Below are 13,837 nucleotides of genomic sequence, written 5' to 3'. Positions count from 1 at the left end.
AGGGTTGGCAGGCAACCGGTCTTTGTCACGCAAGCTACTTCTTCTCGTAGCCGGCGCGGATTTCCTCCATCGCCTCCTTGATGCGCATGCGCAGGATGTCGACCGATTCGGTGCCGGATTTCCTGACCAGCTCGGCCACTTCGCTGGCATTCTTCAGCGTGGTCTCGAAGGATTTCCTGGCGAACTCAGTCTGCTTGGCCATCAGGTCCTGCGGCGTGCCGGGCGCTCTGTAGCCTTGCGTCATGTCGGCAATTTCGCGCAGCGTGTCCTGCAGCATCTCGCGTTGCCTGGAGAACAGCGACGACGCGCCGGCGGCACTTGCCCGCGCCGATTTCTCCAGCGCTTCAAGGTTCTTGCGGTGGTGCGCGAGGATTGCCTCGACATCGACATTGGGCAGTTTCAGGTCGCGGCCGAACCGGCCGAACATGTCCGTGAAGGAATCGGAATCCGGTTGTTTGGCCATGCTTATCTGCTCCCCTGTTGCCGCGACTGCTGATGCCCCGCCCATGAGAATAGGGCATGGCGTGCGCCCGTCAATTGACGAGAAACAGCCGCTCCGCGGTGTAAAGCGCGATGCCAGCCAGACCGCCGATGATCATGCCGTTGAAGCGGATATATTGCAGGTCCCGGCCGATATTCATCTCGATCAACCGCGTCAGCTGCGCCAGGTCCCAGCGCTTGACCTGGTCGGCGATGAATTTCGATACGCCGCTCTTCTGGCTCTCGACGAAAGAGGACAGCGCCACCACGAATCCCTGGTTCATGTCGGCCCTGATCTTGGCGTCTCCGGCCAGATGCCGGCCGACCTCGACGAACATGTTGGCAAGATGCGCGCGGATGATCGATCGCGGCGCCTTGGCATCCTGCTCGATGAACAGGCTGAGGCTTTCCCACATGTCGCCGGCCAGCGCCTTGACTTCCGGCCTGGCGAGGAAATCGCGCTTCAGCTTCTCGGCGCGCCTTGCATATTGCTTCGACGTTCTCAGCCGCTCGACGAAGGCTTGCGCGAAACGGTCGAATTCGGTGCGCATCGGGTGGTCGGGATCGGCTCTCACCTCGTCGAGCAGCGAACCGGCCGAGGCGACGATCTTCTTCAGGAGATAGGCGTCGGCCCTGAACAGGTTGAACAGCGACGGCAGTTCCTCGCGGATCTTTTCGCGCATGGTCGTCAGCGCCTGTTCATCGTTGAGGAACCGGCCGATCACCTTGATGAACTCATCGAAAAGCCTCTGGTGACGGCGATCGTCGGTCAGGGCCGAGAGCAATTCGGCCGCCAACGGCGCCAGCGGCACTTTTTCGATCTGCTCCAGCATCCGGCTGGTGACGAAGCCGCGCAGCCCCGATTGCTCGACGGCGGCAAGCGTCTGCGGAACCAGGCGCACGACGAAACGCGACAGGCCCGCGGCACGTTCGGAATCGGCCAGCCAGTCGGCGACGAGCGCCGAGAAATCGACCTCGGCCAACTTTTCGCGCACCGGCTCGGGGGCAAGGAAATTGGCTTCGATGAAACGGCCGAGACTATCGGCGATACGGTTCTGGTTCTCGGGAATGATCGCGGTGTGCGGGATCGGCAGACCGAGAGGCCGCTTGAACAGCGCGACCACCGCATACCAGTCGGCCAGGCCGCCAATGGTCGCCGCCTCGGCAAAGGCGGCGACGAAGCCGAGCCAGGGATAGGTGCTCTCGAAGGACTTGGCCAGAGCGAACACGGCGACGCAAAGCGCAAGTGCCGCCGTGGCGACGAATTTGGTCCGCCGCAGCATTGTAAGCTTGGCATGCGCGTCGGCATCGTATCCGCCGGAAGCCAGGGCCGTGGCTGATTGTGACATGTCAGAGCCGCTCCTCGTCGATCTCTGATCTATTTAGAGCATTCCAGGAAAGGTGTGTAACGCTGTTCTCTGGAAAAGCGCCTGGCGCTTTCCCCAGGGAATTGCGTGAAAACAAAGAGTTAGGGCGGTCGGCCATTCTGCCAATCACTGGACCGCTCTGGTGTTTCGCCCGAGAAAATGCGCGTGACAGCCGATTCGGCCCGCGTCTTGCCGCGTTGCGCACACAAAGTTGACGGGAATATTCAGCTATTAGGCGAAGCTAGTCTGGAATTATTCCAAGGTATAGGCCATATTCCGCCGAGGCCAGTGTGGCGAATCCGAAAGCTCGGAGCAAAGCCGCACCAGCAAAGTTCAAAATCTGGCGTGATCGCAGCTCGCCGGCGCTTTGTGAGGACAAGATGCGACTTACCCGCCAGACCAATTACGCCATGCGCATCCTGATGTATTGCGCGGCCAATACCGATCGGCTGAGCCGCATCCCCGAGATCGCCGCCGCCTATTCGGTGTCGGAGCTTTTCCTGTTCAAGATCCTCCAGCCACTGGTTGAGAATGGCCTTGTCGAGACGGTGCGTGGCCGCAATGGCGGCGTCAGGCTTGGCCGTGCCGCGGAATCGATCAATCTGTTCGACGTCGTGCGCGTGACGGAGGAAAGCTTCGCCATGGCCGAGTGCTTCGAGAACGATGCCGCGGAATGCCCTCTGGTCGACAGTTGCGCGTTGAATTCCGCATTGCGCGAGGCGCTCAACGCCTTCTTCGCGGTGCTTGCCCGCTACACGATCGCCGATCTCGTGGCGGCGCGTCCGAACGTGCGCAACCTGCTCGGCATTGACCTGCTGGAGCGCCGCGCACCGGCGGCCTGATCCGGTTCGCCGCAGGCTGGACCTGCGGCGAACGTCCAGAATCTAGGCCGCTGCCAGAATCTAGGCCGCTGATTGAGGCAGCACGAACGGCATATTGCCGGCGGGCAGGACTCCGACCCTCAAGCGGCAACCGAACACCCTTTCGATCAGATCGTCGCTCAACACATCCCGCGGCGAACCGGTGGCGGCAAGCCGGCCGCGGTGCATGACGAAAATCCGGTCGGCATACATCGCCGTCAGGTTGAGGTCGTGCAGGATGGCAACCACGCCGCCGCCCCTTCTGGCGAAGTCGCGAGCAATGTTCATGATGATCAGCTGGTGCTTGATGTCGAGGCTGGACACCGGCTCGTCCAGGAACAGATAGCGCGGCTTGCCGTCGAGCACCGGCGCCCAGACCTGGCACAGCACGCGGGCGAGTTGAACGCGCTGCTGCTCGCCGCCGGAAAGCTCCTGATAGAAGCGGCCGGCGAAACCGTCGAGGTCGACACGCGCCAGCGCCCGTTCCGGCAGGCGTTCGTCCTCGCCCGGCAGCACACCCGAGCGGCCTCCGACAAGGCCGAGCCTGACAATCTCGCGCACGGTAAAGGGAAACGACAAGGTCGTCGCCTGCGGCAGCACCGCGCGCAGCGTCGCCGCCTCGACTGGCGTTATCGTCGAGAGCTCGCGGCCGTTGATGGCAATCCGGCCGGTATGCGCGAGTTCCCCCGACAGCGCCTTGAGGAAGGTCGTCTTGCCCGACCCATTGGGGCCGACAATGGCCGAAATCTCACCCGGCCTGACCTCGAAATCGACGCCGGCGACAATGCCTTTCCTGCCGATCGCCACCGAAACATCGCGCGCTTCGATCATGAAACACCCCTACAGGTCGATGACGCCGCGCTTGCGCAGCAGGATCCAGAGGAAGAACGGCGCCCCGGCGATCGCCGTGACGATGCCGATCGGCAGTTCGGCGGGCGCCACGATGGTGCGCGCGACCGCGTCGGCCAAAAGCAGCAGCGAGGCGCCGAGCAGCGCCGAGGCAGGCAGCAGATAGCGATTGTCGGGGCCGATCAGCAGGCGCAGCAGATGCGGCACCACGATGCCGATGAAACCGATGCCGCCGCTGACGGCGACGGAGGCGCCGACCGCCGCCGAGACGCCGACGATGGCCGTGTACTTAAGCCGTTGCACCGGGATGCCGAGATGGCCGGCGGTCGCCTCGCCCAGCGCCAGCGCATTGAGGCCGCGAGCCAGGAACGGCATCGCCGCCAGCGAAAGCACGATGACCGGGCCGACAGAGCCGATCTTCTGCCATGTCGCACCGGCCAGCGAGCCGAGTTGCCAGAAGGTCAGGTCGCGCAGTTGCCGGTCGTCGGCCATGAAGATCAGGATACCGGTCAGCGCCATGGCAAGTGCGGCCAGCGCCAGGCCGGCAAGCAGCATGGTGGCGACGGATGTGCGGCCCTGCCGCGTCGCGACCTTGTAGAGCAGCAACGTCACCGACAAACCACCGCCGAAGGCCGCCAGAGGAAGGGTCAGCGCGCCGAACGAGGCGGTCACCGGCGACAGCACGGTCGTGCCGAGCACGATGACGGCCACCGCGCCGAGGCTGGAGCCCGCCGAAACACCGATAAGGCCGGGGTCGGCAAGCGGATTGCGGAACAGCCCCTGCATGACCGCGCCGGAGACCGCGAGCGCAGCCCCGATCAGCACGCCGAGCACGACGCGCGGCAGCCTTATGTCATAGACGATGAGGCGATCTCGCGCGCTCATCGCCACGTCGCCAGGCGCTGCGCCGAACAGCCAGTCGCCGACCACCTTGACGGCGGACGCATCCGAGGCGCCGGAAGTCAGCGACAGCAATACCGCTGCCGCAAGCACGACGCAGGCGAGCGCGATGACCAGACGGGCGCGCCCGGAACGGTCACCGTCGCTGGCCATCTTCCTCTCCGCCGGCCCGGCGATCGACTGGTCGACCATGCCGCTCAGTCCGTAATCTGCGTGCCATAGAACGCGGCGGCGAGGTCGTGGACGGCGTCGGCCGTGCGTGGTCCGAAGCCGAGCAGATAGCCGCCGTCGATGCGGATCAGCTTGCGCGCGGTTCCGGCCGGCGTCGAGGCGATCGATGCGTTGCCGAACAGTTCATCGTCCGATACCGGCGGCCCGGCATTGCTCATCATCAGGATCGCGTCCGGCCTGGCGGTGACAACAGCCTCGTCGGACAGTTGCTTGTAGCCGGAGAAGCCTTCGATCGCGTTGACGCCGCCGGCCAGCTTGATGATGCCGTTGGCAGCGGTATCGCTGCCGGCCGCCATGATCTTGCCGCCCTGCATCGACAGCACGAACAGAACGCGCTTGCGCTCCTCGATCGAGGCCGTCTGCTTTTCCGCCGCCTGCAGCTTGGCATCGATCTCCCTGGCCAGCGCTTCGGCCTTGGCGTCGGCGCCGAGCGCCTTGCCGACCACGCGGACCTTTTCGAGGATGCCTTCACGGTCGTACCGGTCAGGCACTTCGATGAAGGGGATGCTCGTCTTCTTCAGCACATCGAGCGCCTCCTTGGGGCCGCTGCCGTGCAGCGCCAGCATGCCCGAAGGGTTGACCGACAGCACACCCTCCGGCGACAGCTGGCGCATGTAGCCGACATCTGGCAGGTCGAGAGCTGCTTTCGGATAGCGGCTGGTGGAATCGCGCGCCACAAGACGCTTTTCCTCGCCGAGCGCATAGACGATCTCGGTGATCGAGCCGCCGATCGACGCGATCCTGGTGGGATCGGCGAAGACGGAGACACCGTCGCCGGCGTCGGCCGGCTGTAGCGCGCCGAAAGCAAGGGAAAAGCCGAGCATCGGGCCAAGCATCGATCCGCGCGCAGCCGTCAATCCGGTGAGAAGACCCATCGTTGTTTCCTCAGGCTGCGGTCGGGCTTGGAATGCGCGGCAGGTTTTCGGCCAGGAAGCGCCAGTCGTCGCGCTCACCCTCTCCTTCATGGCGCTTGCCGAAGAACTGGATGATCATGTTGCCGCCGGCGTCGTAGACCTCCAGCGACGTGACATGGCCGTCCCTGGTCGGCTTGCGCACGGCCCAGACCTCATGAATGTGGTCGGTGCGCAGGTGCAGATGGAAGGTCTCGTCCAGCACATTGATCCATGGCCCCATTGGCTTGATCGACTTGACCGGACCGGAATGGATTTGGATACAGCCACGGTTTCCCACAAAGCACATGATCGGCATCTCGCCCTCGGCGGCACGATTGAACATGGCTCTCACCGCATCATTGTCGAGCAGCCATGCATAGTCCTGGCCCACCATGCGCACCGCCTGGCGGCGGCTGAGCTTCAACGTCTTCAGCATGCCGAAGAACTGATGCACGTCGGTCAGCCGGCTCCAGCGATCGCGCAGATCGTCGAGATTCGCGGTCGTTGTCACCGCCTCGCCTTCGTTCTCGGCGGCTGGCCCCGAAATGGCGACCAGTGGCTCCTGGTTCGGCGATTCCAGCGAAGCGACCAGTTTCTGATAGGCATAGAGGTTTGACCCCGGCCGCAGATGCACCTTGTGCACCGCCTCGCCCGCCGCGTCGAAGAATTGCAGGCTGCGGCGGATGTCGTCGCCGTCGCGTTTTTCCACGGCAAAGCCGTGCGCCCATATTTTCGGGAAAATGCGCAGGTCGATGTTCTCGCCCAGCACCATGGCATTGTGATTGCCGGTGACGACCTTGTCGTAGGCGCCGATCTTTTCATGCACGGCGCTTTCGTTGCGGGTGAGCGCCATCACCTCGCCGACGGCTTCGAGGCCGGTCAGAAGATCGTTGACGCGTGGCTCGACGCGAACGACACCGTCGCCGCAATGCGCGGCCACCAACTCAGCCTCCGAAATGCCAAGCTGTGCGGCCAGATCGCGCTCGCGCGTTTTCGGATTGTCCGTCCGCGCCCGCCGGATTTCGTGCGGGGTGGGTTTTACGCGCTGGTCCATTGTCCTGCTACCTTACGCTTACTTGTTGAGGATGAGCTTGCCCTGACGGGTGATCTTGAGCCGGTAGAGCGCGCCGTGATGCTCGATGCCGATCTCGTGCTCACCTTGGAACAGCGTGTTGCTCGACAGCGTCCGCACCGCCAGCGGAACGCGGTCGAAGCGGGCGGAGGCATCGTCGGAACGGCGGACGCGATAGCGGAAGTCGTTGGGATTGTGCTTGTTCATGTGGATCGGTCCCTTTCCTGTGCCGGGCGTCTGGCTAGGCGTTTGCGTCATCCGATTCATTCTTGACTTGAATAATCATGTTTACTAGTCAGTGCAATACCAGATTAAATGAGTCAAGATTTAAGACGGGAATGCGATCACAAATGCCAGCCAGCCCCAGGCCAGCCCGCATCGAACCTGGAAACTTTGGAGTTGGGGCACATGGGGTTAGCGATTTGGGAACGGCGCGGCTGGTCGGGGCCGAACGGTGCAGCGGCTTTGCTGGCGGGCGTGGCGGCGATTGCCTTGTTCGTGCCACCTGCCAACGCTCAGCAATCAGCACAGGCGGCGGGAGAGCAGGCCGATCAATCGAAGCAGGCTGAGCAGGAAAAGCCGGCGCCAGCGGGCGCAACACTGCTCGACAAGGTTCTGGTCATTAGCCGCACCGGAGAAACGGCCATCCAATCGCTGGCCTCGGCCAGCCATGTCGACCAGGAACAGCTCGACCGCCGCATGGCGACGACGCCGAACGAAATGCTGTTCGGCGTGCCCGGCGTCGCGGCGCAGGCCGATGCCAGGCGCGTCAGCACCAGCGTCAATATCCGCGGCCTGCAGGATTTCGGTCGCGTCGCGGTTATCGTCGACGGCGCGCGGCAGAACTTCCAACGTTCCGACCATGGCACCCAATCGACCTTCTACGTCGACCCCGAGCTTATCAAATCCGTCGACGTGATCCGCGGGCCGGTCGCCAACACCTATGGCTCGGGCGCGATCGGCGGCGTGGTCTTCTTCGACACCAAGGACGCCCAGGACTTCCTCAAGCCGGACGAGACATGGGCTGGTTCCGTCACCGGACGCTACGAGAGCAACGGCAAGGGCTGGACCACCAGCGCATCCGGCGCCTATCGCTTTAACGACAATTTGGATGCGCTGGGCAACATCGTCTACCGCAATTATGACGACTACAAGGATGGCGACGGCGACACCGTCAAGGGCACCGGCTTCGACGTATTGAGCGGATTGCTAAAGACCACAATCCGCCCGAGCGACAATAGCGAACTGAAGCTCGGCTGGGTCGGTTCGAGCGACGGCTGGAACGAGATCAGCGGCGGCATGCCGGTCAATGACGTCGACCTGAAGTCGAACACCTTCACCGCTCGCTACAATATCACGGACGAAGACAGGAGCTGGCTCGACCTCCACGTCAACACCTCCTACAACAAGACCAATCTCGACCTGACCGGCCTTGTTCCGCAAAACCGCTTCGATCCCGTCACCGGCCTTCCCGTGATGTTGCCGGCGGGTTCGACGTCGGCCTTCGATGTCGGCACCGCCGCCATCGACATCTGGAACACGTCGCGATTCGAGACAGGCGGCCTCGCGCATGAACTGACCTATGGCGGCGACTGGGTGAATGACGACGTCGAGACTGGCGGCACGGCAGGCGGTGACAGCTTCTACACGCCTTCCGGCAAGCGCAACGTTTCTGGCGCCTACGTTCAGGACAAGCTCAGCTGGGATTGGCTCGAAGTCATTGCCGGGCTGCGCTATGACAATTACAGCCTCGAGGACGACACGCACGAAACGTCGGGCGACCGGCTGTCGCCGCGCATCACCGTCGGCGTCTCGCCTTTCGAAAGCGCCGGCCTTGCCGGCCTGCAATTCTACGGCACCTACGCGGAGGGCTACCGGTCGCCTTCGCTGACCGAAACCCTGATCAGCGGCAACCATCCGGCGGGCGTCAGCTTCCCGTTCCTGCCCAATCCCAATTTGAAGCCCGAAACCGGCAAGACCGTCGAATTCGGTGTCAATTACAAGCAGAACGACATTCTGGAATCCGGCGACGCGTTTCGGCTGAAGGCAGCCTATTTCAACAACGACGTCGACGATTATATTGACGGCGTTACGCTGTCGGCCTTCGATCCGACCAGCGGCTGCCCCTTCGGGCCGGGCATTCCGATCTGCTTCCAGTACCAGAACTTCGCCAAGGCAAAGATCAACGGCTTCGAGATGGAAGGCGTTTATGATACAGCATGGGGCTACGCCGGACTTTCCGCCTCCATCATCAATGGTCACACCATATCCTACGAAGGCGATCGGGCGGACCTTGCCACGATACCGTCCGCGCAGGTCACCGTGCAGCTCGGCCTGCGCTTCCTCGAGGACAAACTCACTGTCGGCGGCGAGGTGCAGTACAATGGCAAGCCCAAGGGTAACCTGATCGCCGAGGACTATACGCTGGTCAACGCTTTCGCCAGCTACCAGGCGACCGACAATCTGAAGGTTGATTTCCGCGCCGACAATCTGTTCGATGTCAAATACGCCAATCCGTTGAACGGCAGCACCACGGTCGCGGTCTATGAACCGGGCATAACGCTGAAGCTGGCGGCAACGATGCGATTTGGAGGATGATGATGACGAACTTGACGGCATCCCTTCGTCTGCTGACCTCGGCGCTGGCGATGTCGCTTGCAGCGGTTCCGGCGTGGGCACAAGAGTCCGCGCCGGCGCCTGCTCTCTCCCTCGAACTCAATGGCGCGCAACCGTCTGAAAAGGGCTGCCGCCTGACCTTCGTGGTCACCAACAATCTCGGCGCCGACCTTTCCAGGGCGGCGTTCGAGATCGCGCTGTTCAACGACGCCGGCGTCGTCGACCGCCTGACCGTGCTCGACTTCAAGGACCTGCCGGCCGGCAAGACCAAGGTGACGCGCTTCGATCTCGCCGGCACCAACTGCGCCAAGGTCAGCCGCGTGCTGATCAACAGCGCGACCGAATGCGTCGGCACCGGCGTCGAGCCGAACACCTGCATGCGAAAACTCAAGACAGATGCCAAGACCGGCATCGCCTTCGGGGTCTGAGCACGGCGTGGGGCCGCACGCGGCATCCTGCGGCACGCAAGCAGGCCTTTCTGAACGTACCAATCGGGAACCACCCGTCTCAGTCCAGGAAATTGAAAGGAACTTCATGTACATCGCCATGAACCGCTTCAAGGTGCAGAACGGCTCGGAAGCCGATTTCGAAGCCGTATGGAAAAACCGCGATTCCAGCCTTGCGGAAATGAAAGGCTTCCGGGAGTTCCATCTGCTGCGCGGCCCAGTCAACGAGACCGAGGGCTATACGCTGTTTGCCTCGCACACGGTCTGGGCAAGCCACGACGATTTCGTCGCCTGGACCAAGTCGGAGAACTTTCGCGCCGCCCACAGGAATGTCGGCACGACGAAGGTCCACTATCTCGGCCATCCCCAGTTCGAGGGTTTTTCGGTCGTCGAGGGCGCCTGAAGCGACCTCGCCAGCCGGATAAGGGTCCTCACGCCGCCGCAAGCAGGCTGGCATTGCCGCCCGCGGCGGTCGTGTCGACGCAGACGGCCCGCTCATGCGCATAGGCCGCGGGGTTGAGCACTTCGCTTACCAGCGGCACGATCGGCCCTGAGCGTTCGGCGATCACCTTGCGCACGATGCGCGCCGCCTCCGGCGTCCCCGAGAAGGCGACGACGTCGACGCGTAACGAACGCGCCTCAACCGGATCGGGGCGGCCGTCGATCGCCGCCAGCGGCAGGCCCTTGCCGGTCAGCGCCGAAAGCGCCGCCGGCGCGCCTGGCGCCACCGCCAGCACCGCGTTGCCGGCGGCGAGCGCCTGGATCGTCTGCGCAAGCAGCGTGTCGCCGTCCGGTCCCAAGCACAGCACCCGGCCGCGCGGCGCCAATGACAGGGTATTGGCCTCGCCGGTCGGCCCGGGCAGGTCGACCTGGCCGAAATCGATTGCGGCGGCGGCACCGATCGCCGCGGCACCTTTGCCTCGCAGGTGCTTGCGCAGGATGGCGATGCGGTCCGGCCGCGTCGACCAGCCGCCAAGCGCGGGATCGGACAGATTGTCGGCGAGTTCGGTCGCCGTCACCTTGTGGCCGTCGCCAACAGGCGTGCCTGCCTCCGGTCCCTTGCGAAAGCGCCGGAGATAATGCGGTCCGCCGGCTTTGGGCCCGGTCCCGGACAGCCCCTCGCCGCCGAATGGCTGCGAGCCGACGACCGCCCCGATCTGGTTGCGGTTGACATAGATGTTGCCGGCATGGATCCCATCGACGAAATGCTGCACGCGACCCTCGATGCGGGTGTGCAGACCGAAGGTCAGGCCGTAGCCCTTGCGGTTGATGGCGGCGATCACCGCGTCGATCTCGTCGACGTCGAAACTTGCGACATGGAGCACCGGCCCGAACACTTCGCGCTCCATCTCCTCGATACCCTTGACCCGGAACACATGCGGCGCGACGAAGCGGCCGTCCTTGGGCGCTTCGAGCTTGGCGATCAGCCGTCCCTGCAAACCCATCGTCGTGCAGTAATCGCGGATCGAACCCTGCGCCTCGTCGTCGATGACGGGACCGACATCCGTCGAGATGGCCCAGGGATCGCCGACCTTGAGCGCCTCCATGGCGCCCTTCAGCATCTCCAGCATCTTCTTCTCGACATCCTTCTGCACATAGAGGATGCGCAGCGCCGAACAGCGCTGGCCCGCACTCTGGAACGCGGAGGCGAGGATATCGCGCACCGCCTGCTCGGGCAGCGCGGTGGAATCGACGATCATGGCATTCAGCCCGCCCGTCTCGGCGATCAGCATGGCATCGGGCGCGGCTGTCTCGGCCAGTTGCTTCTCGATCAGCTTGGCGACCTCGGTCGAGCCGGTGAAGCAGACGCCGGCAATGCGCGGATCTGATGTCAGTGGCCCGCCGACCGAGGGGCCATCGCCCGGCAGAAGCTGGATGACGTCTTCCGGCACGCCGGCCTCGCGCAGCATTTCGACGGCTCGGAAAGCGATCAGCGGCGTCTGTTCGGCGGGCTTTGCAATTACCGAATTGCCGGTGACGAGCGCTGCGGCGATCTGGCCGGTGAAGATGGCGAGGGGGAAATTCCACGGCGAGATGCAGACAATGACGCCGCGCGCCTCGGTGCCCGCTTCGGCATTGGCCGCCTCGGCCGCGTAATAGCGCAGGAAATCCACCGCTTCGCGCACTTCGGCGACGCCGTCGGCCAGCGATTTGCCGGCCTCGCGGGTGGCCAGCGCGAAGAATTCGACGGCATTGGCCTCGTAGAGATCGGCGGCGCGATTGAGGATGGCCGCGCGCTCGGCAACCGGACGCTTTGCCCAGGCTGGCTGCGCTTCGACGGCGATGCGCACGGCGGTTGCCGCCTGCTTGGCGGTGGCTTCGCTGACCATGCCCACCACTTCCGAAGGCCTGGCGGGATTGACGACCGGGCGTTGCTCGCCATAGCCGGCCGCGCGCGTGATCGGCTTGGCGTGCCAGCGGTTAGGGCCCGCGAAGGCTGTCCTCTCCTTGTCGATCGCTGCCAACGTCACCGGATCGGTGATGTCGAACCCTTTCGAGTTGCGGCGGCTTGCACCGAAGATGACGGCAGGCCGGGGGATCGCGGGATTGGCGGCGGGGCCTTGGCTCTCGACCGCTTCTAGCGGGTCGCGCGCGATGTCTTCGGGCTCGACATCCTCGTCGGTGAGTTGGTGGACGAAAGATGAATTGGCGCCGTTCTCCAGCAGCCGGCGCACCAGATAGGCGAGCAGGTCGGAATGCGCGCCGACAGGCGCGTAGATGCGGCAGCGCGTGCCTTCGGCCTTACGCACCGTCTCGTGCAACGCCTCGCCCATCCCGTGCAGGCGCTGGAACTCGAAGCTCTCACGGTTCTTCGTCATCGACAGGATGGCGGCGACAGTGTGGGCATTGTGGGTGGCGAATTGCGGATAGATGCGATCGGTCATCGACAAAAGCTTTCTCGCGCAAGCGAGATAAGAAACGTCGGTGTTGACCTTGCGGGTGAAGACGGGGTAGCCGGCGAGCCCCAGCGTCTGCGCCCGCTTGATCTCGGTATCCCAATAGGCACCCTTGACCAGCCGCACCATGATGGTGCGATCGCATTTCGTGGCAAGCGCATAGAGCCAGTCGATGACGAAGGCAGCGCGCGGACCATAGGCCTGGACGACGACGCCAAAGCCGTTCCAGCCTGCAAGCTCCGGCTCGGCAAGCACGCGCTCGATGACGTCGAGCGAGAGGTCGAGGCGATCGGCCTCCTCGGCATCGATATTGAGGCCCATGCGCGAATGGCGCGCCGCGAGCGCCAGCGAAAGGAGCCGCTCGGCCATGACAGGCAGCATCTCTTCCTTCTGCGCTTCCTCGTAGCGCGGATGCAGCGCCGAGAGCTTCACCGAGATGCCGTGGTTGTGGCGGATATCAGGCCCGTTTGAACCGGCATCGAGTGACGAGATGGCGTCTGCATAGGCCTTGTGGTAGCGCAGCGCATCGGCCTCGGTGCGGGCCGCCTCGCCCAGCATGTCGAAGGAATAGAGATAACCCTTCTGCGTCATCGGCCGGCCGCGCTTCACGGCTTCGGCGATGGTGCGGCCGAGCACGAACTGCTCGCCCATCTCGCGCATCGCCGCCGCCACCGCCTTGCGGATGACGGGCTCGCCGAGCCTGCGCACCATGGCGCGCAGCGTGCCTTCGATGCCGCCCTCGCCTTCGTCGAGCACGCGGCCGGTCAGCATCAGCGCCCAGGTCGAGGCGTTGACGAAGATGGAGCTTGAGCCGCCCGAATGCGCCGACCAGTCGTGCGGCGCGATCTTGTCGGCGATGAGGTCGTCCATGGTCTCGGTATCGGGCACGCGCAGCAGCGCCTCGGCCAGGCACATCAGGGCCACGCCTTCCTTGGTGGAGAGGCCATAGGCGGACAGGAAAACCTCCATCAGCCGCGGATCGGACGAGCCGCGCACCGCCCGCACCAGATCGGCGGCATGAGCCGAGATCGCCCGGCGGTCCTCCGCCGAGAGGCCGCTCGCCTCGGCCAGCGCCTTCACGGCCTGATCCTCGTCGGGCAGATAGTTGGCGCGGATTTGCTGGCGGATGGCGTCGAGCGCTGGCATGGCGGGTCCTACGGGCAAGCACAAGGGAGCGGGCCGGCGGTCACCGGACCGAATGGCGCAAGCTAGCACAAGTCCCGATT

At 64.1% G+C, this 13,837-nt stretch carries 12 protein-coding genes; 4 read left to right on the top strand and 8 right to left on the bottom strand.

The genetic code is table 11. The annotated features are described in order from the left end of the window. Positions 1-34: 34 nt before the first annotated feature. Together FJ949_RS10780 and FJ949_RS10775 are read right to left on the bottom strand one after the other, a co-directional pair. Positions 35-463 carry a phasin family protein gene (locus tag FJ949_RS10780; RefSeq protein WP_140495715.1) on the bottom strand — a complete coding sequence of 143 codons (429 nt, stop codon included), beginning with the start codon at positions 461-463 and terminating at the stop codon, positions 35-37. A gap of 70 nt (positions 464-533) precedes the next feature. Continuing rightward, a complete protein-coding gene (locus FJ949_RS10775) occupies positions 534-1,829 on the bottom strand; it encodes a DUF445 domain-containing protein (RefSeq protein ID WP_140495714.1) in 1,296 nt (431 codons plus the stop codon). Between the two features lie 398 nt (positions 1,830-2,227). Here FJ949_RS10775 and rirA point away from each other — a divergent pair, with 398 nt between their 5' ends. Continuing rightward, positions 2,228-2,689, top strand: a complete 462-nt coding sequence (gene rirA, locus FJ949_RS10770) for an iron-responsive transcriptional regulator RirA (RefSeq protein WP_140495713.1) — start codon at positions 2,228-2,230, stop codon at positions 2,687-2,689. A gap of 60 nt (positions 2,690-2,749) precedes the next feature. On the opposite strand, the gene FJ949_RS10765 is transcribed toward rirA, so the two are convergent. Genes FJ949_RS10765 through hemP form a run of 5 tightly spaced genes read right to left on the bottom strand, consistent with a single transcriptional unit; the run spans position 2,750 to position 6,859 of the window. Continuing rightward, positions 2,750-3,538, bottom strand: coding sequence for a heme ABC transporter ATP-binding protein (locus FJ949_RS10765; RefSeq protein WP_140495712.1), 789 nt, complete (start codon positions 3,536-3,538; stop codon positions 2,750-2,752). A gap of 9 nt (positions 3,539-3,547) precedes the next feature. Further along, positions 3,548-4,648 carry an iron ABC transporter permease gene (locus FJ949_RS10760; RefSeq protein ID WP_140495711.1) on the bottom strand — a complete coding sequence of 367 codons (1,101 nt, stop codon included), beginning with the start codon at positions 4,646-4,648 and terminating at the stop codon, positions 3,548-3,550. A 5-nt stretch (positions 4,649-4,653) separates the two neighbouring features. Then, positions 4,654-5,562 carry a hemin ABC transporter substrate-binding protein gene (locus tag FJ949_RS10755; RefSeq protein ID WP_140495710.1) on the bottom strand — a complete coding sequence of 303 codons (909 nt, stop codon included), beginning with the start codon at positions 5,560-5,562 and terminating at the stop codon, positions 4,654-4,656. Positions 5,563-5,572: 10 nt separating this feature from the next. Next, positions 5,573-6,634, bottom strand: coding sequence for a hemin-degrading factor (locus FJ949_RS10750; protein ID WP_140495709.1), 1,062 nt, complete (start codon positions 6,632-6,634; stop codon positions 5,573-5,575). Positions 6,635-6,652: 18 nt separating this feature from the next. Next, a complete protein-coding gene (gene hemP / locus FJ949_RS10745; protein WP_140495875.1) occupies positions 6,653-6,859 on the bottom strand; it encodes a hemin uptake protein HemP in 207 nt (68 codons plus the stop codon). 201 nt (positions 6,860-7,060) lie between these two features. Here hemP and FJ949_RS10740 point away from each other — a divergent pair, with 201 nt between their 5' ends. The 3 genes from FJ949_RS10740 to FJ949_RS10730 all read left to right on the top strand — a co-directional run bounded on the left by FJ949_RS10740 (position 7,061) and on the right by FJ949_RS10730 (position 10,117). Further along, the gene (locus FJ949_RS10740; protein WP_140495708.1) at positions 7,061-9,250 is read left to right on the top strand and encodes a TonB-dependent hemoglobin/transferrin/lactoferrin family receptor; all 2,190 of its coding nucleotides are present in this window, start codon (positions 7,061-7,063) and stop codon (positions 9,248-9,250) included. A gap of 2 nt (positions 9,251-9,252) precedes the next feature. Beyond that, positions 9,253-9,696: a hypothetical protein gene (locus FJ949_RS10735; protein ID WP_140495707.1), complete on the top strand. Its 444-nt coding sequence runs from the start codon at positions 9,253-9,255 to the stop codon at positions 9,694-9,696. 106 nt (positions 9,697-9,802) lie between these two features. Then, positions 9,803-10,117 (top strand): antibiotic biosynthesis monooxygenase, encoded by a 315-nt coding sequence (locus tag FJ949_RS10730; RefSeq protein WP_023763446.1) that lies wholly within the window; start codon positions 9,803-9,805, stop codon positions 10,115-10,117. Between the two features lie 28 nt (positions 10,118-10,145). Here the strand turns inward: FJ949_RS10730 and putA are convergent, their stop codons facing one another. Next, complete coding sequence (gene putA, locus FJ949_RS10725) at positions 10,146-13,757, bottom strand: bifunctional proline dehydrogenase/L-glutamate gamma-semialdehyde dehydrogenase PutA (protein ID WP_140495706.1); 3,612 nt, start codon at positions 13,755-13,757, stop codon at positions 10,146-10,148. Between the last annotated feature and the right edge of the window lie 80 nt (positions 13,758-13,837).

It is taken from the genome of Mesorhizobium sp. B2-4-1 (assembly GCF_006442185.1).
Taxonomy (GTDB): domain Bacteria; phylum Pseudomonadota; class Alphaproteobacteria; order Rhizobiales; family Rhizobiaceae; genus Mesorhizobium.
Note: the sequence above shows the minus strand (reverse complement) of the source record. Positions and strands in the feature narration are given on the sequence as shown.